Here is a 26,455-nt window from a genome sequence, read left to right as displayed (position 1 = left end):
CACTATAGTATGCTTAAGATCTTTTCTAAAGTTTTATTTATATTAATACTTTTGGTTTCTAGTTTCTTTACTGTACATAATGTTGAAGCGAAGTCTAAGGTAAAGTTCAGTAAGAGGTACATACCTCCTGGTAACCCTGGTGGTGCAAACTTTCATGCAGACGAGGATTTTGCTGAGTCATATAAACTGTATGAGAAGCGTAGGGAGCTCCTCAAGAAAAAAAAGTTACAAGATCTAGCTATAAATAAAGAAGATCTAATCAAAAAATTAAAAGAAAAAAAAATTGCTAGCCTTGATAACGAGCCAAACAACGTGGGAGCTTGCATAGTTGAAGATGGGGAGGATGCTATGATCAATCAGCATGGTATTAATCTTGCACGTTTAAAGGGTGCTGTATTTATAGATCAAGAGCCAGTTTCTCAGTATGAAAGTAAGCAGCATAAAAGTGAACAACAAAAAGGGAAAAAAGTTACTTCAACACGAGAAAAAAAAGTTTCCCCTATAAATGTTACTATAAAAGAAAGTCCATCAAGAAGAACGTGCTCTCATGATTCTATTACTGATCTAAATAGAACACCACAGCATAGTTTAAATGGTTCAAGTTCATTTGGCAGTGTAGTTGACACAGTAAAATAGTGTCACGATTAATAATATGCTAGATAGAGACCTGACACTGAGTGATGATGCATATGAGTCATCGCCGGTTTCCAGGCATAAAACTCATACTGTAAAAGTTGGACAAGTGAAGATAGGTGGAAATAATCCTATAGTTGTTCAATCCATGTCACTTGGTGCACATATAGATTCTGACAACATAAAAAGCAGTGCTCAGAAATATGCAAAAGAAGTAATAGAACTAGCGCATGCAGGTTCAGAGTTGGTGCGAATTGCTTTGAACTCAGAGGAAGTAGCAAAAGCAATACCTTATATAGTAGAGGAAATAAATAAAGAAGGCTTTGATGGTAAGATATTAGTAGGCTGTGGACAATATGAGCTCTACAGGCTGATTCAGGATTATCCAGACAACATTAAAATTCTGGGTAAAATTAGGATAAATCCAGGTAATATAGGCTTTGGTGATAAACGTGATGAAAAATTCGAAAAAATTATAGAGTATGCAATAACGCATGATCTTCCTGTCAGAATTGGAGTAAATTGGGGTAGTCTTGATAAGTACCTTTCACAAAAATTAATGGATGAAAACTCCTTATCTAGTAATCCAAAAACTTCTGATGTTATATTACGTAAGACGCTTGTAATGTCTGCTCTTGGTAGTGCAAAAAAAGCTGAAAAGATTGGCCTTAATGCAGAGAAAATAATCATTTCATGTAAAGTCAGTAGAGTGCAGGATTTAATTTTAGTTTATACGGCACTTGCAAAATCTTCCAATTATGCGCTGCATTTGGGTTTAACCGAAGCTGGTATGGGTAACAAAGGCGTAGTAAATACCACAGCAGGGCTTACTTATTTATTGCAAAATGGTATTGGAGACACTATCCGGGCTTCTTTAACTCAGCGCCCTGGTGAATCACGCACTAATGAGGTGGTAGTATGTCAGGAAATACTGCAGTCTATAGGTTTGCGCTACTTTAACCCTCAGGTGAGTTCATGTCCTGGTTGTGGACGCACAAGTAGCGATCGTTTTCGTATATTAACTAAGGAAGTAAATGGCTACATAAAAACTCATATGCCGGTATGGAAGAAAAAGAATCCTGGTGTAGAGTATATGAAAGTTGCTGTTATGGGATGCATAGTAAATGGTCCTGGAGAGAGCAAACATGCAAATCTGGGGATCAGCCTGCCTGGGTATGGAGAAAAACCTGTTTCAGCAGTCTACAAAGACGGCAAATATTTCAAAACTTTACAAGGTGATAATATTTTTGAAGAATTTAAGGAAATTATTAGTGATTATGTGGAGAAGCATTACACATAAGCCTTTCACAAGTTTGTACTTAGACTACATTCTGTTTAGTGAACGTCAAATGAGACAATAAAGAACGTAAATTTAAAAAATAGATAATAGCTAATAGGGTTTCTTTTGCCTTTTTTTTTATATGGTAAATTTCTTAATATTTAGATTGGCCCGGAGTAGTATAGAGATGTTATTCCAGTATCAAGGACTGAAGTTTCCTGATCTACAATATTTGTACAGTTATGAAATAGATACAATTTGACATAAAAGCTTTACTTTTTGAAATTTTGGGTTACGTTTAATTTAACATATTTCAGTGGGGAATTTATTGTAAGTAGAAAGGAAGCTTTAAAAATATTAGGTTTTGAATCAAGCGATGCGCCCAGTGAACAAGAAATTAAATCAGCGTATAGAAAATTAGCCTTGAAATATCATCCTGATAAACATTCAGAAGCTGTAAAGAAACAAAATGAGGAGAAATTTAAAAAGCTAGGTACTGCATATGAATTTCTCACTAAGGAAAATATAGAAGGGGTTAAAAATCTAACTGACGAAAATTTAAATGAAATTAATTCGCCTGGAGATTTGAGGTTTTACTTATATAGGGCTCTATATAATCAGGATATAAAGTTTCTTGAAAAGCTTTTTTCCAAATTCAAAAGCAGTAAAGATGGAAGATTTGGTGATTACATCAATGAAGAACTTATTTGTATTTACTTTCCATTATCTATTGCTTTAATGCAAGCCAAAAATTCAAGAGATTATAGTATTTTGAGACTTCTTTTAGAAAATGGTGCTGACCCTAACATAAGGCTACTCAATAATAATGAAGCTTCGTTATGCTATTATATGGTTCTCAACGACAGCAGAATTGTAGAGTTATTGTTACAATATGGTGCTGATCCTAATATGGTAGATAGAAATGGTAAAAATCCGTTGTTTGAAGCGTTTTTGTGTGATGATGATCATACTATGGAAATACTTTTGAAATATGGTGCTAATCCTAATATGTTAGATGAAAATGGTCGAGGTCCATTATATCAAGCAATCAATTGTGACAACGATAAACGCGAAAAATATGTGGAGTTGCTTCTAAAGTATGGTGCAGATCCTAATCAGAAGGTTAATGGCTCCAGAGTTATAGAGTGTGCTCCATATTTCACTAATAATGGTGTAATGAATTTGATTAAAACGCTTACTCTGCCATACGGTAACAATGATAAAGTTAAAAGGTTGATGGCTGAGTACGGTGGAGTTGATAGACGTTATCTACGTGATCAAACGATACTGACTTGTTGTTGCTTAATAGTCGCTTCTGCTACTTTTTTTAGTATAGCTTCTCCTTTGCGCTATGTACTGACAGCAATATTTGCACTTGCTGCATGTTTTTTTATTAAAAATGCTGTACATGCTGCATTTTTTGCAAAAGAACCTTCTACTGAGTTTACCGAAGCTAGAGCTTGTCCAGAGATTAGTAAAAGGCTATAATATCTAAAGTTTTAGTGCTGGGTAAAGATGAGAAAAAAGCATCCAGCAGACCTAAGTCAAAGGGAATAGACAAGAATAGAAAGCTACTCCAGAGTATCATACAGGAAAGGAGGAAGGTCGTCAAAGTATAGCAAAAGAGAAATATTAGAAGCAATTTTCTATGTATTGTGTACAGGTGTAAATGGCGGTATTTACTATGTGATGGGATACCAAGGAGAAAATTTAAAAAATCATATAAAGGAAGAATATGGTATGGATATTGAGATTGTCAAAAGGCCTTCATGTAGGTTCTAAGTCAACAAAGACACACCGCCTTAGCTACTACCAATGAGGGGTTTAAAGTACAGCCAAGAAGGTGGGTTGTAGAAAGGACTTTTGCTTTAGGAATAGAAGACTATCGAAAGAATAAGATTTACTCACTGAAAATTTCATATATCTGGCTATGAGTAGAGTTATGTTAAGGAGAGAAATATGCTTGAGTTTATCAATTCCCGGACAAGTTGGGAGTGTTAAATAAACTGTGTCAAATCGCATTTTTAGTTCAACTCGATTTTTAACCTACCAGGAAAAAAGATATCAAGTTGAGAGATAGTAAAAGCCCAATCATGTATAGGCATAGTCCATTTCTCTCCTGCCTTCTTTATAGCACAATATACCTATTCATACAAGGCATTTGTGCTAGTAAATGAGCCCTTAGTTTTAGTAAATTTTCTGATCTGTCTATGTAACCCTTCAATAGGATTTGTGGTATAAATTAACTTTCTTACAGGGCCGGAATATTTAAAATAACTAGACAGATTTTCCCAATTATTCTCCCAAAACTAAAGTATATTTTTCTCCCCATTTTTCCTCCAGTTCAAGTAAATAATTCTCGGCTATTTCTCTACTTGATATGTTTTTTTCAAATCATTCATGAAAACTTTTGCTCGATACATATTTCAGTGAATTTCTTATCTGATGTACTATACATTTCTGCTTTAGGAAATACGCTATTTATAGCTGTAGGAAAGCTTTTTAACACAAGCTATCAGAATATCATCTACTCCTCTCTCCTTTAGGTCATTTAGTACTCCCAACCAGAACTTCACTTTCAGCCAAATAAAAACCCAAAACTTCTTTTCTGCCATTTTGCTAATATGTTATACATACATTTGCTTACACAATGCCCGTCCTCCTTGACCTTAAAAAACCATGAACACTATTGGATATACAGATTGCAGCGGACGACTGCGCCATTCGTTGATTACCGGTAACAATTTGTCAGTAATACTTGATATCTCTGCTGCAGATATTTTATATTTCTTCTACATGCGATGCTATATCCCATGCCACTGGCATATGTACTTAAAACCTTTGCTTCAAGTTCGGTTTGTTTGCCTTTTTCTGACTACTTGTGGCTCGAAACTTCCTTCTCTATCTCTTGGTGTCAATAGTTCAAATACTTGTCCGTAAAGTCTTTGAATTTCTTCGTTTGTTTTCTTTGCTTTCAGCCGACAAATGGTTTTCTATCTCGCCTTCCCTCTAGCAGTTTTTTTATAAATGGTGTTAATGCTCCATCTCTTCCTGTCAATGGTCTTCCTTCTCGTATAGATGATAAGATATTTGTTTCTAATTCTTTATAGTCTACCAAACCGGTAGTTGTGTTTGCTTGACTCATTGTCAAACCTCCATTTTTTTATCAATTTATTACTTTACTTCTCGGTTTGACACAGTTTATTTAACACTCCCGCATTTCCAAATTTTGTGAAGATTCAAATTCTTCTTGCATATCCAGTATGTCTTCTATTACTTGCTGATCTTCATCTCTTTCTTCTAATTGAAATGCTGCTGCTGCTTGAGGTGTTTCTAGCAGTTTTTTTAATATTTCTGTGCGCAGTTTCTCTGGTATTGATTTCCACTGTAGCATTACTAGCATTTCATTGTGCAGCACTGACATTTTCTGTAGTGTTTTCACTTTTTCTGACAGTCCTTTATTTTCTTTTTACAATGCTTCTATTTTTCTTTGCTGATACTGATTATCTGAATTTGTCATTGGTAATCCATGCATAACCTACTCCAAGTTAAAATTTAGATATTATTAATTAAGTGATACAGTTTCTTTAGTCAATCAATATATTATAACATTAGGATTAACAGCTAAAAGAATAGAATGAAATATTAGGCAATATTTCCTATAATTAAACTTTTAAGATGGAAAAATGACAATTCGTGTAGGAATTAATGGTCTTGGTAGAATAGGCAGAAGTGTATTGCGTGCTATTTTTGAAGTAGAAAACTATAGCGAGCAAATAGAAGTTGTGGCGGTAAATGGGTCGCTCAGTGCTGAGCAGCATGCACATTTGATTAAATATGACTCTGTTCATGGCAAATTTAACGGCGATATTGATTTTAACGAGTCTGAAAATTGGCTATCTATAAATAGCAGGAAATTTTCTTTATATAGAGAACGTAGCCCTGAAAATATTCCTTGGAATGTTGATGTAGTACTTGAATGCACTGGTGCATTCAACAAGCGTGCGGAAGCAGCAAAGCATAATGCAGAGAGAGTAATTGTCTCTGCTCCAGTTTCAGATGCTGACGTAACTATAGTTTACGGCGTAAATAACGATATGCTAAAAAAGGAGCATACAGTGATCTCAGCAGGTTCTTGTACTACAAACTGTCTGGCTCCGATTGTACACATTTTACACTCCAATTTAGGTATAAAAAGCGGTTTTATGACCACTATACATGCCTATACGAATGATCAAAATATTCTTGATGGCAACCATAGAGACTTACGCAGGGCAAGAGCTTGTGGCCTTTCTATGGTGCCAACTACAACTGGAGCAGCAAAAACAATTGGTTCTGTCATTCCTCAGTTAAAGGGTAAGCTAGATGGTACTGCTATTAGAGTTCCGGTTAGCAACGTTTCTATGGTTGATTTTAAATTTTTAGCTGATAAGAGAGCAACAACTAAGGAAATAAACGAAATATTTAAAAATTCAGCAAATCATGTGCTTTCCGTATGTAACGAGCCTTTAGTTTCAATAGACTTTGTCCATAACCCTTATAGTGCAATTGTGGATTTAGCTGGTACATATGTCACAGGTGATATCTGTAGAGTTGCAGCATGGTATGACAATGAATGGGCTTTTTCACTGAGAATGTTAGATATAGCGTTATTGTAAAGTATGAACGAAAACTCACAAAAATATGCTTCATTTTATGAGCACTTTGCGGAACTTAGAAAAAGGGTTATTTTTTGCTTTCTATTTTTTTGTGTTACCTTCGGGTTTTGTTACTACTTTAAAGAAAATATATACCGCTTTTTACTTGCACCTTTAATAGAAGTTACAAAAGATAGTGATGATTTTTCTCTAATCTATACAGACTTAACAGAAGCGTTTTTTGTATATCTCAGGGTTGCAATAATGAGTGCACTGTTGTTTTCTTTTCCTGTGTTTGCATGGCAATTCTATATGTTTCTAGCACCTGGCTTATATAAAAGAGAAAGGGCGGTGTTATTGCCATACTTAATTGCAACACCGGTTTTGTTTGTAACGGGAGCCGCTGTAGTTTACTACTACATATTTCCCTTAGCCTGGAAATTTTTTATTGCTTTTGAACATAGCGGTAAATCTTTCGGTATACCAATAGAGTTTATGCCATCAGTTAGTGAATATTTAGACCTTGTTCTTCAATTCGCGTTCGCTTTTGGTACTGCATTTCAAATTCCAGTCATACTAACCTTAATGGTGAGAGTAGGGCTAATCACTGCACAAAGTTTGTCAAATAAACGGAGAATTGCGATAGTGGTAATTTTCATTATTGCTGCAATCTTAACTCCACCTGATGTACTAAGCCAAGTAGGGCTTGCAATTCCAATGTTGGTATTATATGAGCTGTCTATTCTGATATGTAGATATATTGAGAAGAAAGCAAAGGATTGAATCAAGAATATTATTTATAAACAAAGAATGAGCACCAGAGCACTTTTTCTTGTTTGAGTGTTTTTGGCACCACAGTATTTTATTAATTTATTGACTTGTTTGCTTAAATATATAATAATTAAAGTATATTATTATTTTGAATAGGAGAATTTTATATGCCAAAATATGAAGAGTTAAACGAAACACAACAAAGATTATATGATTGTTTAATTTCTGAAATAGAAAAAGGGAAAGAGGATAAGATTACTGATATTCTCAAAAATTTAGAAAAAGAAGGGGTATTAGAAAAAGCACTTACTATTGCGAGTATAACTAAAGAGTTACGAGATTGTGAAAATCATACTCTAACACCTTTTGCCTATGCTATGGGTTTTAGTAACCAGAAAGTTATTAAAAATATTTTAGATGTAATTAAAGATAAAGCGATATTAGAAGCAGTACTTACTACTGCAAATATAAGTTTGAAGTTCAAAAACGGTGCGGAACATGATATAACACTGCTTGCCCATGCTACAATTCTTTATAATCAGGAAGCTATTAAAAATATTCTAGATGCAGCTAAAAATGATAATATGTTAGAAAAAGTTTTCGCTAGTGTAAGAAAAGATTATCTTAACAAAACCAAGAAGATTTTAGAAATATTAAAAAATCAAGAACAAGATGAAAAGGAAAAAACTAAAATTGATGGTTGGCTAGAAGTACTTGCAAAGAGCATATCTAGTTGTGAAAGTAAAGATGATCTTAACAAAATTACAATGCACGATAGAGTTCAAGAGATATTTGAAAAGCAAGAGCAAGAGGATTGGAAAGTAACCCTTGAAAGGATCGTGCCTAATCACAAAAATAAAGATATTTGTGATGTACTTAAGGAGATTTTAGACCCATCATCAAAAGATCCACAGCAAATTGCTGATAGGCTAACAGTACTTAAAAAGATCATGTCTGGTTGCGAAATTCAGGAACAATCTTCAGTAGCTGAAAGCAGCGTTCCTAAAACTGAAGGAAATATAACTGATGAAAGTAGTACATCTGAAATAAGTATTATGCCCGATTGTGAAAGTAATGAACAGTCTTCAATGGCTGAAAGCATCGTTCCTAAAACTGAAGGAAATATAACTGATGAAAGTAGTACATCTGAAATAGAGAATAGTAAACAAAAAGACAAAGTAAAAACTACTAATAAACCAATAATAATTGGCTGTGTTTATGGTGCTATAGCTGCATTGGCAACTGGTGGTGGATGTTTTGCTGCTGGTGTTGCATTACCGATATTGGCTTTAATTGGTATAGCTATAGCTGCTGCTCTAGTAACAGGACTTGTTGCTGGTGGTATTACATATGCAATATCAAAGCCTAGTGAGAATCTAGATAGAGCTAATGTAGAGCAAAGAGTTAGTATAGGGTTAACAGCGTAGTTAAGTAAAAGGAAGAAGTCTATTCTTCCTTTTCTCAAAGTTTTTTTTTGTTGATCATATATTCACAGCATTAAGTTTTATAGGTTGCTGTGTAAAAGATTAGGAAGTAGTTTTGTTAGTGTTGAAAATTATAGCTCTTTTCCTAATAGTGTGAACATGGTGGAATAGGTAAAGTAGCGAGGAGATGTGAATGCCAGTAGCATATAGTTATGATTTAAGGAAAAAAGCATTGGATGTAGGGGAAAGTAGAGCATTTGTAGCCAAGAGGTTCAAAGTTAACATTCTATGAATGGCAAAAAGGTGCAAGAAAATAGGCGATTTTAAATCAAAATGTAGATCCAATAGAGCGTGATTGATATCTTGCTAGTAATAGTGTAACAGCTTTTATTAAGATATTTTTTTACCATACGACAGCAATAACAAAATTAGAAAATTGATGGCTGAATATGTTGGCATTGATAAACAGTATATTATGCTTCAAGCAATATTTACTTTAGTAGCTTCTACAACTTTTTTTAGTATAGCTTTTCCTTGGTGCTGTGTACCAACAGCAGTATTTGCACTTGCTACGTGTTTCTTTGTTAAAAATGATGTACATGCTGCATTTTCTGCAAAAGAACTTTCTCCTGAGTTTGCCGAAATTATTACTGAAAAAGTAGTAAATAATGTTGAGCTCAATGTAGAAGACAACTCTCAATCGAGAAGCTACTTGTATGAGACTGTGTTATATAGCGAAACTAGATTTCACCTTTACACACCTAGATAAGGGGTAACAGCAGACACTAGAATGACAAAATCGTTATTCTGCTACTCATTATCGCCGTATAACTATAGCTATATATGAACTAAAAAAGTAATATTCACTAGATCTTAATATTTTAGATCTATATTTCAATAAAATATTACAATTAGTATGCATGATCCATTTAAAAGTGAGGATTATAAAAAAAATCTTGATTCTCTGATCAAAGCTATAAATCTAGGAAATCCAGAGAAACAATGTTATAAAACAGTAACAGATCTGTCTAATGCTTTAGCGGGTTTTACAGATAAGGCAGAAGATGTAGCTAAGCTTGTTATACGTGATGACTTGAATAATTGTGTAAAGCAGGCAAATAAAAAGCCATTAATTTTTAGGATATTCAATAGAATATTAGGAAGAGATGTTTCGATTAGGAATATAAGTAATTTTATAAAAGATAAATTGCCTCCTTCAACTGCTAGAACAGCAATCGAATATACAGATGTTATTCAAAAAATTTCAGATTTAGAGCGAATAGAAAGAAGTCAAGATAAATATAGGTCATATGGAATAAATTTAGAAAATAGACAGCAAAAGAAAAATCTCTTATATGAGCGAGAAGATTCAGGTTATGGAGGTTCATTAAACGAAGATCCTGAGTATGAAGAAATATCAAATTATCAAGAGGAAAAAAGTAAATCTTTAACAAAAGATTTGCGTAATCTACAATCAATTAAAGAGGAGCCGATTTATGCAACAATCTCTAAAGAACATATAGAAGCAAAAAGAGAACATAGGAAGAAACAACAACTTCAATCTCTTGTACCACCAAAACCACCAAGAGTACCACCAGTACCAGAGAAAATGTTTACTGCCAATCAAAAAATTAGACAAGAACCGAAAAAAGATAAACCTGCAGTACCACCAAAGCCTAAAGATTTAGGCGAAAAAGTAAGCACAGAGCAAAAAATAGTAGTGGAAAAATCAGCTGAGAGTAAACCTACACTACCACTAAAATCTGAAAATCAAGATGGTAAAGAATCAGCAAAAAAAGCTGATGGACCAAAAGTACTAGTAGTTGCTATGAAAAAAGAAGTGACTCGCGAGAGTAGTAAAGTAAAGGCATTAAAAGAAAGATTTGAGCGAAATCAAGTAAAGAACGTGTTGCCTGCTGAAAACAAAACTGCTTCAGTAACACAAACGGATATCAGTGTGAAGAGAAAACAATCTCGTTCATTTCCAGTAGGGAATAAAAAATCTTCGATCAACCATCTTGCCAGCAAAAATTTACCTTCCACGAATGTAAGTGTAAAAGAAATGGTTAAAAAATTTGAAGGGAGAAAAGGTGAAAGATAGTAATATTTGGGTATTTCCCTACTCATGAAAATTAGCTCTTATCATAACATTTTTACAGCCATAAGAGGAAGTTTTTCGGTTCTGTCGCATTTGTAGGGAAGTAGAAAGAAGAATGATATAATTGTCTAAAAAAAAAAGCAAAGATGTTTCGTATCAATCAAAAATTGTTGCCATATTTCAAAGGATTTAGCTTTTCAGCGGATGTTATCTGTATACATGAAATGTCGATTCTCTTTGAGCTATCGAGATTTGGAAGAAATGATGAGTATAAGGGGAGCAAAATGCTACGTTACAAAGGTGGGTTATCACCACTGATAGATGAGGCAGTAAGGAAAAGAAAGAAGCAGGTTGGTAGTAGTTGGAGAGACTTACATTAAATTAAACGGTAAATGGGTTTATTTATATACTGTAGACTTGTGTGTTAGTAGAGACAAGTCTGCAGCACTTGCATTCTTTCGTAAAGCCTTCAGGAGTAACTATCTTCCTGAGAAAATTGTAATTGATAAAAGCGGCAGTAATACTGCTGCTCTTGATGATTTGAATGCAGAAATTTCTGAAGATTACAGTTCTTCAAATAAAATATCTAAATAATATTGTTGATAGATTTATCAAAAAACTAATAAAGCCAATGCTTGGGTTTAAAAGCTTCCATTCCGCAAAGATTACCATCACAGGCATAGAAAATATTCGTATGATTCAAAAAAGACAAATTATTAAAATAATGTTTCTACTTTTGAGAATTTTGCTATGTTAATGGCTTCATAACTCCTATAATCCCACCTTTAATGATCTTCTTTCCTATGGTTTATAGATGCGACAGAACCTAAAATATACCCTGTATTCCAGGTTTGATTATGTCTGGAACAAGCCTAACGCCATTCTTTATTTCTTGTACTATAGAAATTGTTGTTAAGTTCTTTATGTTAAAATCATTGATATTCATTGCTCTTTTATAAAAAAATTAAGCTATATGCTTTATATCTTAACATTAGTTTAGTTTTAAAACAAATTAATATTTTAATATAAGTTTTCTCTTTTGTAGAGAATCTGCTTTTTCTTGTTTTGTATGAACTTAGAAAATTTTTATTGATGAATGACTTTAAGTTTAAAATTGAGAAAGTAGTTGTTATATATACCAGCAAGTATGAGTTAAATTTGTATTATGGACTTGAATAAATTTACCGAAAAAGCAAAAAGCCTAATCCAGAGCGCTCAAATGAAAGCATTGGGAGCTGGGCATCAGATTTTTATGCCTGAACATTTACTTAAAGTAATGCTTGAAGATGAGTCAGGTTTAGTTCAGGATTTGATAGGCGCTTGTGGTGGAAATGTTCAGAATATTTCTGATGCTGTGAGTAGTGCAATTAAAAAGTTTCCAGTGGTTGGAGGACCAGGTAGTGGTGGACTTCAGCTTTCAAGAGAGGTAGCAAAAGTTTTTGATGATTCAATTGGTATTGCGAGGAGAAATAAAGACACATTTGTTACTGTTGAGCGGTTACTGCAGGGCCTTGCTGCACAAAAAGATGAAATTGTAGGTAAAATTTTAGCAGAAGGTGGTGTAACACCGCAAAAATTAAATTCAGTTATTGCAGAAATGAGAAAAGGTGGCAGTGCAGACTCTCCAAATAGCGAGGAAAAATTAAATGCGGCAAAGAGGTATACAAAAGATATTACAGAGCTTGCTATGCAAGGTAAGCTTGATCCTGTAATTGGTCGTGATGAGGAAATCAGAAGAACTATGCAGGTATCGTTGAGGCGAACAAAAAATAATCCAGTACTGATAGGTGAACCTGGTGTTGGAAAAACTGCAATAGTTGAAGGTTTAGCAAACAGAATTGTTGCAAATGATGTACCACTTGGTTTGCGTGATGCAAAAGTTTTAGCTTTGGATCTAGGTGCGTTAATTGCTGGAACAAAATTCAGAGGAGAATTCGAAGAAAGATTAAAAGCAGTAATCAATGATATTTCAAAAGCAGAGGGGAAAGTTATCTTATTTATAGATGAGCTTCATACTTTAGTTGGAGCAGGAGCAACAAGTGGTGCAATGGACGCTTCAAATTTGCTAAAGCCTGCTCTTGCGCGTGGAGAAATTCGCTGTATAGGAGCTACAACTTTAGATGAGTATCGTCAACATATAGAGAAAGATCCTGCGCTTGCAAGGCGTTTTCAGCCTGTGTTTATTTCTCAACCAACTGAAACTGATACTATTTCAATACTGAGAGGTTTGAAGGAGAGATATGAGGTGCATCATGGTATTAGAATCACAGATGGTGCAATAATTGCTGCTGCAACGCTTTCTAATAGATATATAACAGATAGATTTTTACCTGATAAAGCGATTGATTTAATTGATGAGGCAGCAAGCAGAGTAAGAATTGAGATGGATAGCAAACCTGAGGTTATTGACGAACTTGAGAGAAAGATTATACAACTAAAAATTGAATCAGAGGCTTTGAAAAAAGAAAGTGATGAAAACTCTAAGCAACGTTTAAAAAAGATAAATGAGGAAATTGAGAGTCTAAACAGTAAATTTGCTGACTTAAGCAGTAAATGGCAGATGGAAAAGAATAAGATAGCTAAAATACAAGAAACAGCTGAAAAATTGGATAACGCGAGGAAAGAGTTGGAACTGGCTCAGCGTAATGGAAATTTAGGAAGGGCAGGGGAGTTGATGTATGGTGTGATTCCTCAACTTGAAAATGAGTTAAAAAATCAGGAAAAAGTTACTGATAGTTTCCTAAAGAAAGAAGTTACTGAGAGTGATATTGCAAATATTGTTTCAAAATGGACAGGCATTCCAGTTGATAACATGATGCATAGTGAAAAGGAAAAGCTCCTTAACATGGAAAATGAAATAGGAAAAAGAGTAATAGGGCAGAAAGATGCAATTGAAGCGATAAGTAATGCAGTAAGGCGCTCCCGTTCTGGTGTTCAGGATACTAATCGACCTTTTGGTTCATTTTTATTCTTAGGTCCAACCGGAGTTGGAAAAACAGAGTTAGCAAAATCTCTTGCCGAATTTTTGTTTGATGATCAATCAGCACTTCTACGCTTTGATATGTCAGAGTATATGGAAAAACACTCCGTTTCAAAGTTAATTGGTGCGCCTCCAGGATATGTTGGTTATGAACAAGGTGGCAGATTAACCGAAGCAGTAAGGAGAAGACCATATCAGGTAATTTTGTTTGATGAGATAGAAAAGGCAAATCCAGATATATTTAATATATTGCTGCAGATCTTGGATGAAGGCAGGCTCACCGATAGCCACGGTAAATTGATTGATTTTCGCAATACCATACTGATTCTAACTTCTAACCTTGGTGCTGAGGTGATGCTAAGAGGAGCTACCGAATCTGTGAAAGATGAGGTGATGAAAATAGTTAAGTCAGCGTTTCGTCCAGAATTTTTAAATAGACTGGATGAAATTATTATATTCCACAGCTTAACCAAAGATGACATTGATAAAATTATAGATGTTCAATTCTCTTATTTACAAAAGATGCTTGCTAAGCGTAAACTGAGTATTAGTTTATCGCAGGAAGCTAAAGAACTAATAGCACAAACTGGATATGACCCTGAATATGGAGCGCGGCCTCTGAAAAGGGTAATACAAGAATGCATTCAAAATAATCTAGCTAAGTTAGTTTTATCGGGGGAAATAGTAGAAGGAGATGAGCTAATAGTGTATACTTCTGGTAACGAAATCTTAGTTAAAAAGATCTAGATTCGCTGTGTATTTTTGTTTTGAAAAATGTGTATAAATCATAATGTTAATGTTGAGTCTTTATTTAAGCTAGTTGATCAAGGGAATAAAAAAGAGAAAGAAAAAATTAAAGAGTTTATACAGTACTTTTATAATTTTGTTTATAATAGTGACCTAAAAGTCAACGATAAATTTCTTTTATACATTGCAGAAGATGCATACAACTTCATTCTTAAAAAAGAAAAAGAAGAAAGTAAATTGGCAGTAAATAATGTAAATGATATTTCAGGAATAGAAGGTGATTTCACTATAATTAAAATCACAAATGATGACATGCCTTTTTTAGTTGACTCGGTTATTGCAACTATTAAGTCGCACGATTTAACCATATGCTACTACAGCAACAGCATAATTAATGTCCAAAGAAAAGACAGCCTAATAGATAATATTTGTCTTTTGGAAGAAAGTAATGGAATCAAAGAATCAGTAATATATGTAATCATTAAAGGTATAAGTGATAGCTTTGTTGATACATTGAAAGAATCTCTACGAAAAACGCTAAAAGCAGTTAATTGTGTTGTGAAAGACTGGCAACCACTGCTAAAGAAGCTTGATGAAGCTCTTAGGCAGCCTGCATTGACCACTGGAGATAGAGATTTTTTAGCTTGGTTGAAGAATAACAATTTTGTATTTCTAGGTTACCAAGAATACGTTGCTAATAAAGATGGAAAGCTCGTTCTGAGTAATGAGGAAAACCTTGGTTTAATGAGAGCAAGTGAAGAATATCAAGATTTATCGATTTCTTCTGCAGGTTTAGGTTCTTTATACATATTAAGATCAGACCTAATCTCAATAGTTCATCGGCGTACGTATATGAATTGTATAGGAGTAAAAGAATTTAATGACCAGGGTAGGGAACGGCATTTCTTTGGGTTATTTACTTCTGTAGCGGAAGTGCAAGATGTTCGGACTATTCCGGTAATAAAGGATAAGGTCACAACAATAGAAAAAAAGGCAGGATTTGTTCCTGGTGGCCATAATAATAAAGCTTTAGTTTCCATTTTACAGGCATTTTCTTGTGACGAATTATTCCAATCAAATGAAGACGAGTTATTTGAAATTTGCACCTCGATCATGTCTCTTGCGATTAGACCAAGAGTCAAATTATTTTTGAGAAAGGTAGGGAACTTTATTAGTTGCATAGTATTGATACCGATGCGTTATGCTAGTGCAAGACTAATGTTTAAGATACGCGATATATTGAAAGATGAAACGAATGCAGAAAGTTCAGATATTTACAACAACCACATCATCAATGAATATGATTTGATGAAATTACACGTGGTGCTAAGAACCAAAAGCGCTAGCGTTTTTGATGATGAAGTTTTGCGTATCGAAAACAAATTAGGAAACATTACAGAAAAGTGGGAAGATCGTTTTATAGACAATTTATATAATACTTTTAGCACTGTTGAGGATATATTTATCCGCTATTGCAAGGCATTTCCGATAAGTTATCAAGAGAATTTTGAACCTCATGATGCGTATTATGATATGAAAAAATTGGAGATAGTGAGAAAGAAAAAAGTCAGCGAAGTTGATTTGAGGCTTACTCGTGACAATCTCAACTATCAATTGAAGGTTTACACTCCAAGCAACGGAGGCCTTGAATTGTCAAAGATATTAAAGGTTACTAAGAATTTAGGAGCTAAGATTCTATCTCATAATGGTTATTATATAGAAATCAACGGTGGAATATGGATACATCATTTTGTGTTGTCAAGAGTCGATGAATTAATAGACAACATTACTTTAAAAGAGCAGTTTGAGATAACACTTGTCAAAGTGTTCAGCAAGGAAATAAAAAATGACTATTTTAACAGTTTGATCATTATTGCTGGGCTCGAGTGGAAGGAAGTGCTTCTGATTAGAGCGCTAAGCGCCTACCTAAAGCAGACATCATTTAACTATAACCCAGAATATATACAAAAAATAGTATCAGAATATCCAAAAGTAGTAAAGTATTTAATAGAATTGTTTCATGCAAGACTTGATCCTGAAATAGATATCGACAGGGTAGAAACTACTAGCATTTTGACAGAAAAAATCGAGGAGCTTCTAAAGGAAATCAGCAATGCTTCACATGATTATGTTTTACGTTCGATATTTAATTTGATGATGGCCATTTTGAGGACCAGTTATTATCAGGATGATAAACCTTACTTATCTATAAAATTTGATTCAAGTAAGATAAATGATTTACCTGATCCGCGTCCATATCGTGAGTTGTATGTTTATTCAAACCTTTTTGAAGGAATACATCTAAGAGGAGGGAAATTGGCCCGTGGCGGCTTGAGATGGTCAGATAGGACGGAAGATTTTCGCACTGAAGTTTTGGGCCTCATGAAAGCCCAGATGACAAAAAATGCAGTTATTGTACCTGTTGGTGCAAAAGGTGGGTTTGTAATAAAGCAAGTTTATAAAGACAAAAACACTTTAAGAGAGAAAGGTGTTGAATGCTACAAGAATTTCATTAGAGGAATGCTTGATATTACTGATAATGTAGTTGATGGCAAAATAATTCCACCAGAGAATGTAATTAGGTATGACGAAGATGATCCATACTTGGTAGTTGCGGCAGATAAAGGCACTGCTTCATTTTCTGATTATGCTAACCAAATAGCTTATGAATGTAATTTTTGGCTTGGAGATGCATTTGCATCTGGTGGATCAGCAGGTTATGACCACAAAAAAATGGGTATTACAGCAAGAGGTGCATGGATTGCAGCAGAGCGGCATTTTTGGAGAATGAATAAGGATATTTACCAAGATGCAACTGTTATTGGAATTGGAGATATGGCTGGCGATCTGTTTGGAAACGGTATGCTGCTTTCAAAAAATATGCGCTTGATTGGTGCATTTAACCATATGCATATTTTTGTTGATCCAAACCCTGACGCAGAAAAAAGTTTCGCAGAGCGTAAACGCCTCTTTGAATTACCGTTTTCCACTTGGATGGATTACAATAAAGATTTGATTTCTTATGGTGGTGGGGTATTTGAGCGTAGCAGCAAGCAAGTAGACATTTCTCAAGAAATGAAAAAGTGCTTTGATATAGTGGAAGATATCTTATCTCCAAATGATTTGATTCGGTATCTGCTCAAGGCAAAAGTGGACTTCATATGGAATGGAGGAATTGGCACATTTGTTAAGGCAAAGAGTGAAAGCCATGGCATGGTTGGTGATAAAGCAAACGATGAGTTAAGAGTGAATGGTGAGGATATTAGAGCTTCTATGTTTATAGAGGGTGGCAATCTTGGTTGCACGCAGCTTGGAAGGGTAGAGTATGCTAAGAGAGGTGGGTACATCAATGCAGATTTTGTTGATAATTCAGCAGGAGTAATATGTTCCGATCTTGAAGTTAACATCAAGATTGCTTTTGTTGCAATTATGAAAGAAGGGGGAATTTCCTTGGAAAAAAGGAATGAAATACTGGCTAGCATGATAGATGAAGTTGCATCTAAGGTACTTGAAAACCATAACAGGATTGAAACAAAAGCATTGCTTCTTGAGTGCTTGCAAGCTAAAGAAAAGTTGGAGCAGCACCATAAATTATTACTCAGTTTAGAGAAATTTGGGCTGCTAAACCGAGATGTAGAATTTCTTCCAGCTGAAGAAGAGGTAGCAAGAATGTTAACTGATGGAGAAGGTTTCTGTTCTCCTCAGCTTTCTGTTCTGATGTCTTATGCAAGAACAGCAATAAAAAATGAAGTTATACACTCTGAGCTACCTGAAAAAGATTTTTTGTGCCGTGATTACTTACTAAATTACTTTCCACAAAGGATGGTAACAGAGTTCAAGGATTCCATATTGAAACACCAACTTTGTAGGGAAATTATTTCTACTTGCATTACAAACGATGTAGTAAATAGGATGGGCTGTATATTTATTAATAATTTGGTTGAGAGTACTGGAATTAAAGTACATGAAGCAGTTAACATATATATCGTTGTTAATCACCTATATAATTTAAGTAGCCTTTGGCAGAAAATTGATGAATTGGATGGAAAAATTGATGTTGATTCATATTTGCAAGTAGTGAGAAGTGTGCAAAAATTTATTGGTAGGGTATCATTTTGGTTAGTAAAAAATCTTGGTAAGCTTAATCTTGTAGAACTAGATGGTGTTACAAAATTTAGGGGTGCAATTGAAACTTTAGGCCATGATATTTTAGATGAGCACCTATTAGAGGTCTATAATCATGGATTAGCTTCTTTGTTAGAGCTTAACATAAATAAAGATCTAGCAAAAAGGGTTGCTGATCTACGTATTCTTATTTATGCGCTGGACGTTATATCTGTTGCTGAGCAGACATCTTTGTCCATCCTTGAGGCTGGTAGAATATACTTTGAATTAAAGTCGCTGCTAAGATTTGATATGATTAGAACAGTTGCTGGCAAGATGAAAAGCCATTCTTCCTATTGGGATCGCAGCTTAATTAATGATTTATTAGATGATTTAAGCAATTATCAACATAAGCTAGCTGTTAAAGTTATAAAAGCTACTGATAATCATGTAGACAAGGTTCAAACTTGGGCTATTAATGATAAGGATTATATAGAGCGCTACAATAGCTTTTTAGATGAGATGGTCGCTTATAAACTTGATTTAAGTAAATTAATACTCATAATCAGAAGAGTTAAAATACTTGCTTCATAGGAAAAATGTTTAATATAGGTCTGTCAGAAGTTTTAGTTGTAGCTTTAGTGAGTATAATTGTTCTTGATAAAAGTAAAGTACCTGTATTTCTTAATCTTATTAAAAATATATATAGGTATTTCTGGGTTGTAAAATCAAGAGCTAGGAAATTGTTGAAGGATACCGGAATTAAAGAATTATATGAAGAGCATAACGTTGAAAAAGTCAATTACATAATTGGTGAAGATGGCAAGCTTTATCCTACTTACAATTTAGATAGTACAAAAAATGACAGCAAAAATCCTAGTAGTAGATGATATACCATCTAATGTTAAGCTTTTGGAGGCTCAGCTAAAAGCAGAGTACTATACAGTTATTGTAGCTTATGATGGCGAGGAGGCAATAGATTTAGTAGCAGAACAGCAGCCAGATATTATCTTACTTGATGTCATGATGCCAAAAATGAGTGGTTTTGAGGTTTGTAAGAAGCTAAAGAATGATCCCTTAACGACTTATATTCCAATAATTATGGTAACTGCGCTGCATGACACTCATGATAGAGTGGAAGGAATTAATGCTGGTGCGGATGACTTTCTAACTAAGCCGATAGATGAAACTGCTTTATCTGCAAGAATTAAGTCTCTTGTGCGCTTAAAGATGATAATAGATGAGTTGTGCTTGAGAGGAGAAACTAATGCTGAGATTGGTGGAGTAGCAGAAAGCAGTATTATGGATTATTCTAATCAGATTTTTGATGCTAACATACTTGTTGTAGATGAGGACACCTTTCAAGCAGAGCAGATACACAATGTTCTAAAGCAACGCTTCAGATCAATTAAAATACTGCACGATCCAAAAGAAGCATTAAAGGTTGGTATTAAGGATAATTACGACCTGATTATTTCTGACATGCAGTTTTCAAAAACTGACGGCCTACGGTTGTGTTCTAAGTTTCGTAGTAAAGTAGAAACACGTTATACACCAATTCTGATCCTTTCTGAAGATTATGATAAAAGCAATTTAGTAAAGGCACTTGATGTAGGTGCTAATGATTATTTAACAGTACCTTTAGATGAGAGTGAATTAATAGCTAGGGTTAATTTGCAAGTGAAACGCAAAAGGTATCAAGATGCCTTGAGAATGAATTTATTTAATAATGTGGAAATGTCTATAAAGGATCCATTAACTAACTGTTATAATAGAAGATATTTTGATGCACACTTAAGAAATATTGTTAAGGATTCTGTGGAAAAAGATAGAAGTTTATCTCTTATGATACTTGATATAGATTATTTTAAGATGGTGAATGATAACTTTGGGCATAATGCTGGAGATGAACTTTTAAAGGAAATACAGAAAAGAATTTCTGAAAATATCAGAGTGACAGATTTATTAGCTAGGTTTGGTGGTGAGGAATTTGTTGTTGTAATGCCAGATACCAATGTATCAGATGCGTATACTATTGCAGAGAGAATAAGGAAAATTATTGCCAAAGAACCTTTTATACTTGTGGATAAAAATACAACCCATAATTTAACTGTGAGCATTGGAATTTCAGCAATGCAAAGATCTGACCTTGATGATGTTAAAAAATTTATAGTACGTGCTGACAAATATTTATATAAAGCAAAAAACAGTGGTAGAAATAGAGTGGTTACTGGTTGAAGTTCTTTTAAATAAGTAGTAACTAAGATTCAAATGATAGCATAAAATTTCTCAACTCCGGAAATTTCGCATTTAACTGCAGAAATAGATATTTATTTAAAAAATACCCTGTAATTTTTAACCCTAGTCTGAATTCTTGATATGAGTAGCTATTTTGTAGGTTGTTATTGTATACATCATGCAACATCTGTGGAAAAGGTAGTAATTTATCTGCATAACAGTCACCTACTTTTTTTGACACTGCTCTACCAGTTTTTGGAGAAATAAATTGTAGATTTTCTTTCACACCTGTTACAGCACATTTTGATAGGTCTAACTTAAATCCAAGTTGCGTAAGAAGCAGAAGCTCTAAGTTAAGGTAATGACTTTGCCAAAACTGGCTATTATGTTTTATTACATCGATGAAGTGTCTAAAATTATCATACAACTTGATGCAGGATTCACTTTCTGGAAGCACTTTTTCTAATATAGACGAGAAAGAAACAATAGCAATGCTTTTTAACCTATCTTGAAAGAAATGATGAAATGGAGATTCAATCAATTCGCACTTTAAAAAACCTAGATTTTCAGGTAGCTTAGCACTCCATTCTGCATGTAATAGATTACTTATTTGAAACTTATAATTGCTATTGTTTGTTAACCTAGTTAATCCTCTGCACTTTCCATGATTTTTTGTAAATAGAGAAAGAATTAAATTTTTATCACCGTATTTTTTAACAGCTATAATAACACCTTCATCTTTCCATCTCATTTAGAGTATATTGACCATATGATATTATAGAGATAATAAAATTAGTGTAGCAAATTTGAGTTTAAGTCAACTGAAATATATTGACTTTATGTGCAATATTAGCTTTAAACCAGTAAAACAAGCTGCTTAACATATGCGCCCTCTCTATTTTAATTATATTCTTCTTTTGTCTCTATGTTGTTTTTTGCTTTTTTCAATGAAAGCCCAAACGAATGATTCATCAGTTATTCCTATACCACAAAGAAAAAAAGAATTAGTTGAGTTAGTACAACCGAGGCAAATTATTGAAATACAGGAAATTGATGAGGGTATTCCAATTCCCAAAAGAAAAAAGGGTGTAGAAAGAAAACTAAGAGAAGACATCAAAGAGGTGAAAAATGAAATAAGAGATAAGAAAAATATTGAGAACAAAGATGATGAATTGGCTGTAACAGAAATTATTAATTCTATAAGGGATAAACTGACAGAGTGTTGGAGCATTCCTGAGGGCATAGTTTATAAAGAAAATTTTAGTATAAAAATTAACTTATTATTATCCAGTAAAGGCGAGATCGTTGTAGCCAACGTAGCAGATAGTAGTTCTTATCAAAATAATCCTCTTTTTAGATCAGCAGCAGATAATGCAATGCGTGCAGTGTATAAATGTAGCCCGTTAATTGGCTTACCTGCTGAGCAGCATCACATTTGGCGCGAAGTCACGTTAGATTTTATTCTAAATAGGTGAATTTACGTTACCTAAATTAGTTACTTGTGATGAAAAATAGATCAGCAAATTTTCAATCAACAACAGCTAAAGACCTTTCTGCAACGTTGATTTCTCTTATATCTGTAACTTCGTCATTCTGATTAAACGAAATTTGCAGAGACTTACTACTGTACTTCCTTTTTCCCAAGAAGTTAGCTTGTTTAATTTTATATGAGACATAGTACCAAACATTTTCGTCGAACTTTGATACTAATGTTGGCAATCCTAAAGTATGAACCACTTTTTCTCTATCATCACCTACTTTTATTTTGCTCCACAGTTCAACATTAATGCCAGGAACTCCGTGATTATAGATAGTGTGAATGCAGCCTACTGAAAACAGCAAAACAGAAAATATTAATACTCGCATTTTATCAATTAGTTATTTGAAATCATAATACACTGATAAACTATCTGTCGTCAAATTTCAAAAAAGTTAAATTGACTGATTCTCAATATCATTTAATATAATATTTACTTCAAAATAATTAGGTACCTTATGTCATTGCTAGAAGCAGATCCAATATACAAGCCTTTTAATTATCCTTGGGCATATGATGCATGGTTGCAGCAACAAAGGATACACTGGATACCTGAAGAAGTTCCGCTTGCTGATGATGTGAAAGATTGGAAAACTAAACTTTCTAATGTAGAGAAAAATTTATTGACCCAGATTTTTAGGTTTTTTACTCAAGCAGATATTGAAGTAAATAATTGCTATATGAGGCATTATTCAAATATATTTAAGCCAACAGAAATATGTATGATGCTTGCAAGCTTTTCCAATATGGAGACTATACACATTGCAGCCTATTCATACCTTCTAGATACGATTGCCATGCCAGAAAGTGAATATCAAGCATTCTTAAAATATGATGCTATGAGAAAGAAGTATGAATACATGTTAGAATTTGAGGAAAGTAAAAAGCACGATAAAAAACATGTTGCTAAAACTTTAGCAGTATTTGGTGCCTTCACTGAAGGATTGCAGTTATTTGCATCATTTGCAATTTTGCTCAATTTTCAACGGTTTGGAAAAATGAAAGGTATGGGGCAAATAATTGCTTGGTCAGCACGTGACGAAACCTTGCACACCAATTCAATTATCAATTTGTTCAATACGTTTATTAAAGAGAATAATGAAATTTGGAATGACGAGTTCAAAGAAGAATTATATTCTGCATGTCGCACTATTGTTGAACTTGAAGATGAATTTATAAGTCTTGCTTTTGATTTAGGAGATGTTGAAGGGCTATCTGCAGAGGAAGTGCGCAATTATATACGTTACATAGCAAACAGAAGGTTAACGCAATTAGGTCTTAAATCTATATATAATGTTAAAGATAACCCTATTCCGTGGCTTGATGAAATACTAAATGGCGTGGAACATACAAATTTCTTTGAAAATAGAGTAACAGAGTATAGCCGTGCAGCAACTCAAGGCACTTGGGAGGAAGCTTTTGCTAAAAACGATACAAAAAGTGAATAGCAGTAACTTCACCCTTTTTTATCGTTTCAACGGAAGCTTGCGATACATATCAAAGGTGGAAGGAGGAAGAATTTGATATAAATCATCTATTTAGCTTAGAGAAAAGAGAGTATAGATATAAAGTTACATTATTGCATGTAATAGTTGGAGATTTTGATTGCTTAGAGGAGGAGGAGAAGAAGTTAATACGATATCTATTAGACAAAGGTGCTAATGTTAATGCACGAGATTCTTTTGGAAAAACTCCTTTGCACAATAGTCATGACAAAGAGGTAACACAAATTTTACTAGATGCAGGTGCTAATCTTTTTATAAAGGATCATTATGGAATGACTGCAAGAAAACATGCCCGTGATGAATCAAAGCAGCTTTTAAAAAAGGCAGAAGATAAATACAAGCAATAAAGCAATGAAATTTGGTGCTATTGTTGGTATTACGGCTGGAGTGGGAGTTGGTAATGGACTTTTTGCTGCTGCTGGTCTTTCATTACTAATATCGGCTTTTATTGGCGCAGCTGTTGCTATAGCAATAGGGTTTGTTGTTTTTGGTATTACATATGCAATGGTTCCTAGTGAGAAGCTAGATAGCGTTGACGCAGAACAAAAAGCTAGTACAGCGGCAAGTATGGTAGTGTAGTTAAGTAAAAAAAGGAAGAAGAGACTTCTTCCTCTTTTCTCCAAATTTTTTATATATAATTGAGAATAAAAAAACTGTGGATAACTCTGAAAAAGATCAAAAAAGACATCAAAAAGAGTATGATTAGATTGAAATATTTACAGAAAAACTTACTCAATTAGTAAATATCTCAATACTTTTAAGTAAAAAGACAAATAGAGGGTCGTATTGGAGCTAAAGGTTAGAATTTTAAGTATTTTGAAAGTAGGAACTTAATCTTAAAGAGGTACTTTAATAGTTCCTTTTAAGTACTAATCCGGAGGTTCGATAGGTTGTTGTTTAAAAGATTGGCAGATATTTTTATTAGTATCGAAAATTACATAATGTATATTATGGAAAATATAAGAAACACAAGCTTTCAGCAAGAGAAAATGCAATTTTTGCTCTTCTCAAACAGCATAAAAAAGTATCTGTTGAACCTCCAGATTAGTATCGAAAAATACTCAGGTACTACTTTAAAAGTTTTATCTTAAAATATCTAAAGCATTACTTTAAGAGTATTTAAAGAACTAAAATTTTAATTTAAATACCATTCCTTACCCTCTTATTGTCTCTTATCAAAAAAGTGTTAAAATAGCAACTAATTATATTAGTTCTTGCATAACTATATCAGCTTGGTTGCTTCATTGTTTGTTTCTTTTCTTTCAAAAATATCTAAATTGATCTAACTTTTCAGAGTTATCCACAGTTTTTTTTGTTCTCAATTATATATATATTAGTATTTAGAGATCATATTTATTATAGATTTCCAAAGTACTCAGAAATGTAAAATTATGTACTCTACTAGGTTATCAACTTAGTTATTAACAATTCTGTGAATAACTTAAACAAGAAAAAGGTGCTTTTGCGCGAACGGAGTTATCCTTTAACACTTTATGGTTACACATAGGACAAGATATCTAAAATCCTATTCAGGGTACCTAACAAAGTAAAAAATTTGGAGAGAAGGAAGAAGAGACTTCTTCCTTCTACTTAACTTTGCTGAGGCAAATCTTGTTCTGTTGCCGACCTTGATGTGTCAGGATTTTCTATCTTAGTAGATACTGCATATGTAATACCACCAGCAACAAGTCCAGTGAGTACAGCAGCAGCTACAGCTATGCCAATTAAAGTCAGCATTTGTAATGCAACACCAGCAGCAAAAAGTCCACCACCAACTGCTAATCCAGCTATAACACTGCAAATAGCACCAGCAACAATTGCTTTACTAGTTGGGCTAAATAGCTTATTTTCAACATTTGGATTTATTTTATCCGTACTGCTTTCAGCTTTCACTCTATTTTCAATAAGGTCTCTAATTGAGGTTATCAATTTCTCAAGATTTTCTTTTTGCTGTACACATTGTTCATTTGTAAATTCTCTCTCTATAGCAACTTTAATTTTTTTAAGCTCATCTTCGCTTAAAGAAGCGAAAAATTCTTCTTTAAAATCTTCTAGAATATTATTTAAAACTTCTGATGGATATTGGCGACTAGGATCTGTAATATATTTAATCAGTGAAATAGATTTCACCTTATTTTGATTTTTAGAAGATAAAATCTTTGCTCTTACAACTTCTTTAAGCAAAACTAGTTCTTTCGCACGCTTCAAAACTTCTTTAAGATAGTCTACACGAGTTGCTTCATAAGTTCCAATTATTGACTCCTGAGTTTTTTCATTAGTTTCACTAAAAATAGTAAGAAAATCTTCTTTTGATACTGTTCCTAAAAGTTCAACAATATCTCTAATATCTCCATTATCTCTAAATCTTTGATATAATTGTTGAAATGATTCTTTCTGTTTTTCTGTTAATGGCATATCAAACTCTATTAAAAATAATAATATACTTTAATTATGATATATTTAAATAATAAAGTCAAGAATTTAACTAGTATTGCAAACACT

At 33.6% G+C, this 26,455-nt stretch carries 20 protein-coding genes and 4 pseudogenes; 19 read left to right on the top strand and 5 right to left on the bottom strand.

Annotated features, from left to right (window positions below):
* Positions 1–9: 9 nt before the first annotated feature.
* The 4 genes and pseudogenes from ACICP1_RS02195 (at position 10) to ACICP1_RS02180 (ending at position 3,917) form a co-directional block, all read left to right on the top strand.
* Entirely contained in the window at positions 10–636 is a 627-nt protein-coding gene (locus ACICP1_RS02195; protein ID WP_264330408.1) for a TRP75-related protein, read from the top strand.
* Between the two features lie 16 nt (positions 637–652).
* On the top strand, positions 653–1,933 hold the full coding sequence (ispG, locus tag ACICP1_RS02190) for a flavodoxin-dependent (E)-4-hydroxy-3-methylbut-2-enyl-diphosphate synthase (RefSeq protein WP_395461011.1): 1,281 nt from the start codon (positions 653–655) through the stop codon (positions 1,931–1,933).
* 258 nt (positions 1,934–2,191) lie between these two features.
* Positions 2,192–3,400, top strand: coding sequence for an ankyrin repeat domain-containing protein (locus ACICP1_RS02185; RefSeq protein WP_395461010.1), 1,209 nt, complete (start codon positions 2,192–2,194; stop codon positions 3,398–3,400).
* A gap of 75 nt (positions 3,401–3,475) precedes the next feature.
* Positions 3,476–3,917 (top strand): annotated as a pseudogene (locus ACICP1_RS02180) (hypothetical protein).
* A 19-nt stretch (positions 3,918–3,936) separates the two neighbouring features.
* On the opposite strand, the pseudogene ACICP1_RS02175 reads toward ACICP1_RS02180, so the two are convergent.
* Positions 3,937–5,057: pseudogene (locus tag ACICP1_RS02175) on the bottom strand (IS256 family transposase).
* Positions 5,058–5,117: 60 nt separating this feature from the next.
* Entirely contained in the window at positions 5,118–5,354 is a 237-nt protein-coding gene (locus tag ACICP1_RS02170) for a hypothetical protein (RefSeq protein WP_395461009.1), read from the bottom strand.
* Between the two features lie 244 nt (positions 5,355–5,598).
* Between ACICP1_RS02170 and gap the strand changes: the two genes are divergently transcribed.
* The 11 genes and pseudogenes from gap (at position 5,599) to ACICP1_RS02115 (ending at position 20,911) form a co-directional block, all read left to right on the top strand.
* A complete protein-coding gene (gene gap, locus ACICP1_RS02165) occupies positions 5,599–6,570 on the top strand; it encodes a type I glyceraldehyde-3-phosphate dehydrogenase (protein ID WP_395461008.1) in 972 nt (323 codons plus the stop codon).
* A 3-nt stretch (positions 6,571–6,573) separates the two neighbouring features.
* Positions 6,574–7,332, top strand: coding sequence for a twin-arginine translocase subunit TatC (gene tatC / locus ACICP1_RS02160; RefSeq protein WP_149168864.1), 759 nt, complete (start codon positions 6,574–6,576; stop codon positions 7,330–7,332).
* Positions 7,333–7,487: 155 nt separating this feature from the next.
* Positions 7,488–8,747: a magnesium transporter gene (locus ACICP1_RS02155; protein ID WP_395461007.1), complete on the top strand. Its 1,260-nt coding sequence runs from the start codon at positions 7,488–7,490 to the stop codon at positions 8,745–8,747.
* A gap of 190 nt (positions 8,748–8,937) precedes the next feature.
* A pseudogene (locus ACICP1_RS02150) lies at positions 8,938–9,090 on the top strand (IS630 family transposase); the annotation flags it as partial.
* Positions 9,091–9,219: 129 nt separating this feature from the next.
* Positions 9,220–9,513, top strand: coding sequence for a hypothetical protein (locus tag ACICP1_RS02145; RefSeq protein WP_395461006.1), 294 nt, complete (start codon positions 9,220–9,222; stop codon positions 9,511–9,513).
* Positions 9,514–9,660: 147 nt separating this feature from the next.
* Positions 9,661–10,845: a hypothetical protein gene (locus ACICP1_RS02140; protein ID WP_395461005.1), complete on the top strand. Its 1,185-nt coding sequence runs from the start codon at positions 9,661–9,663 to the stop codon at positions 10,843–10,845.
* 143 nt (positions 10,846–10,988) lie between these two features.
* Positions 10,989–11,610, top strand: a pseudogene (locus ACICP1_RS02135) (IS6 family transposase).
* A gap of 397 nt (positions 11,611–12,007) precedes the next feature.
* Positions 12,008–14,569 carry an ATP-dependent chaperone ClpB gene (gene clpB, locus ACICP1_RS02130; protein WP_395461004.1) on the top strand — a complete coding sequence of 854 codons (2,562 nt, stop codon included), beginning with the start codon at positions 12,008–12,010 and terminating at the stop codon, positions 14,567–14,569.
* Positions 14,570–14,596: 27 nt separating this feature from the next.
* Complete coding sequence (locus tag ACICP1_RS02125) at positions 14,597–19,267, top strand: NAD-glutamate dehydrogenase (protein ID WP_395461003.1); 4,671 nt, start codon at positions 14,597–14,599, stop codon at positions 19,265–19,267.
* 5 nt (positions 19,268–19,272) lie between these two features.
* Complete coding sequence (locus tag ACICP1_RS02120; protein WP_395461002.1) at positions 19,273–19,563, top strand: hypothetical protein; 291 nt, start codon at positions 19,273–19,275, stop codon at positions 19,561–19,563.
* On the top strand, positions 19,535–20,911 hold the full coding sequence (locus ACICP1_RS02115) for a PleD family two-component system response regulator (protein WP_010401888.1): 1,377 nt from the start codon (positions 19,535–19,537) through the stop codon (positions 20,909–20,911). The genes ACICP1_RS02120 and ACICP1_RS02115 overlap by 29 nt, the downstream gene beginning before the upstream one ends.
* 22 nt (positions 20,912–20,933) lie before the next feature.
* Here ACICP1_RS02115 and recO read toward each other — a convergent pair whose 3' ends face one another.
* The gene (recO, locus tag ACICP1_RS02110; protein ID WP_007302913.1) at positions 20,934–21,662 is read right to left on the bottom strand and encodes a DNA repair protein RecO; all 729 of its coding nucleotides are present in this window, start codon (positions 21,660–21,662) and stop codon (positions 20,934–20,936) included.
* Positions 21,663–21,858: 196 nt separating this feature from the next.
* Between recO and ACICP1_RS02105 the strand changes: the two genes are divergently transcribed.
* Positions 21,859–22,386, top strand: a complete 528-nt coding sequence (locus ACICP1_RS02105) for a hypothetical protein (protein ID WP_264683351.1) — start codon at positions 21,859–21,861, stop codon at positions 22,384–22,386.
* 52 nt (positions 22,387–22,438) lie between these two features.
* On the opposite strand, the gene ACICP1_RS02100 is transcribed toward ACICP1_RS02105, so the two are convergent.
* The gene (locus tag ACICP1_RS02100; RefSeq protein ID WP_395461001.1) at positions 22,439–22,777 is read right to left on the bottom strand and encodes an outer membrane protein assembly factor BamE; all 339 of its coding nucleotides are present in this window, start codon (positions 22,775–22,777) and stop codon (positions 22,439–22,441) included.
* A 129-nt stretch (positions 22,778–22,906) separates the two neighbouring features.
* Here ACICP1_RS02100 and ACICP1_RS02095 point away from each other — a divergent pair, with 129 nt between their 5' ends.
* From ACICP1_RS02095 to ACICP1_RS02085, 3 genes are all read left to right on the top strand, one after another.
* Positions 22,907–23,896: a ribonucleotide-diphosphate reductase subunit beta gene (locus tag ACICP1_RS02095; RefSeq protein ID WP_264375301.1), complete on the top strand. Its 990-nt coding sequence runs from the start codon at positions 22,907–22,909 to the stop codon at positions 23,894–23,896.
* Between the two features lie 131 nt (positions 23,897–24,027).
* Positions 24,028–24,300 (top strand): ankyrin repeat domain-containing protein, encoded by a 273-nt coding sequence (locus ACICP1_RS02090; protein WP_264375578.1) that lies wholly within the window; start codon positions 24,028–24,030, stop codon positions 24,298–24,300.
* A gap of 4 nt (positions 24,301–24,304) precedes the next feature.
* Positions 24,305–24,532: a hypothetical protein gene (locus tag ACICP1_RS02085; RefSeq protein WP_280143243.1), complete on the top strand. Its 228-nt coding sequence runs from the start codon at positions 24,305–24,307 to the stop codon at positions 24,530–24,532.
* 1,011 nt (positions 24,533–25,543) lie between these two features.
* Here the strand turns inward: ACICP1_RS02085 and ACICP1_RS02080 are convergent.
* Positions 25,544–26,368: a hypothetical protein gene (locus ACICP1_RS02080; RefSeq protein WP_395461000.1), complete on the bottom strand. Its 825-nt coding sequence runs from the start codon at positions 26,366–26,368 to the stop codon at positions 25,544–25,546.
* Between the last annotated feature and the right edge of the window lie 87 nt (positions 26,369–26,455).

It is taken from the genome of Wolbachia endosymbiont (group B) of Ablattaria laevigata, assembly GCF_964277395.1.
In the GTDB taxonomy this organism is placed as follows: domain Bacteria; phylum Pseudomonadota; class Alphaproteobacteria; order Rickettsiales; family Anaplasmataceae; genus Wolbachia.
This window is presented reverse-complemented; position numbering and strand designations above follow the sequence as displayed.

What these genes read in the sequence shown, in the direction of transcription:
- ACICP1_RS02195 (WP_264330408.1), top strand. Translation starts at nt 10, where the DNA reads ATGCTTAAGATCTTTTCTAAAGTTTTATTTATATTAATACTTTTGGTT.
- ispG (WP_395461011.1), top strand. Translation starts at nt 653, where the DNA reads ATGCTAGATAGAGACCTGACACTGAGTGATGATGCATATGAGTCATCG.
- gap (WP_395461008.1), top strand. Translation starts at nt 5,599, where the DNA reads ATGACAATTCGTGTAGGAATTAATGGTCTTGGTAGAATAGGCAGAAGT.
- tatC (WP_149168864.1), top strand. Translation starts at nt 6,574, where the DNA reads ATGAACGAAAACTCACAAAAATATGCTTCATTTTATGAGCACTTTGCG.
- ACICP1_RS02155 (WP_395461007.1), top strand. Translation starts at nt 7,488, where the DNA reads ATGCCAAAATATGAAGAGTTAAACGAAACACAACAAAGATTATATGAT.
- ACICP1_RS02145 (WP_395461006.1), top strand. Translation starts at nt 9,220, where the DNA reads ATGCTTCAAGCAATATTTACTTTAGTAGCTTCTACAACTTTTTTTAGT.
- ACICP1_RS02140 (WP_395461005.1), top strand. Translation starts at nt 9,661, where the DNA reads ATGCATGATCCATTTAAAAGTGAGGATTATAAAAAAAATCTTGATTCT.
- clpB (WP_395461004.1), top strand. Translation starts at nt 12,008, where the DNA reads ATGGACTTGAATAAATTTACCGAAAAAGCAAAAAGCCTAATCCAGAGC.
- ACICP1_RS02125 (WP_395461003.1), top strand. Translation starts at nt 14,597, where the DNA reads ATGTGTATAAATCATAATGTTAATGTTGAGTCTTTATTTAAGCTAGTT.
- ACICP1_RS02120 (WP_395461002.1), top strand. Translation starts at nt 19,273, where the DNA reads ATGTTTAATATAGGTCTGTCAGAAGTTTTAGTTGTAGCTTTAGTGAGT.
- ACICP1_RS02115 (WP_010401888.1), top strand. Translation starts at nt 19,535, where the DNA reads ATGACAGCAAAAATCCTAGTAGTAGATGATATACCATCTAATGTTAAG.
- recO (WP_007302913.1), bottom strand. Translation starts at nt 21,662, where the DNA reads ATGAGATGGAAAGATGAAGGTGTTATTATAGCTGTTAAAAAATACGGT.
- ACICP1_RS02105 (WP_264683351.1), top strand. Translation starts at nt 21,859, where the DNA reads ATGAAAGCCCAAACGAATGATTCATCAGTTATTCCTATACCACAAAGA.
- ACICP1_RS02100 (WP_395461001.1), bottom strand. Translation starts at nt 22,777, where the DNA reads ATGCGAGTATTAATATTTTCTGTTTTGCTGTTTTCAGTAGGCTGCATT.
- ACICP1_RS02095 (WP_264375301.1), top strand. Translation starts at nt 22,907, where the DNA reads ATGTCATTGCTAGAAGCAGATCCAATATACAAGCCTTTTAATTATCCT.
- ACICP1_RS02085 (WP_280143243.1), top strand. Translation starts at nt 24,305, where the DNA reads ATGAAATTTGGTGCTATTGTTGGTATTACGGCTGGAGTGGGAGTTGGT.
- ACICP1_RS02080 (WP_395461000.1), bottom strand. Translation starts at nt 26,368, where the DNA reads ATGCCATTAACAGAAAAACAGAAAGAATCATTTCAACAATTATATCAA.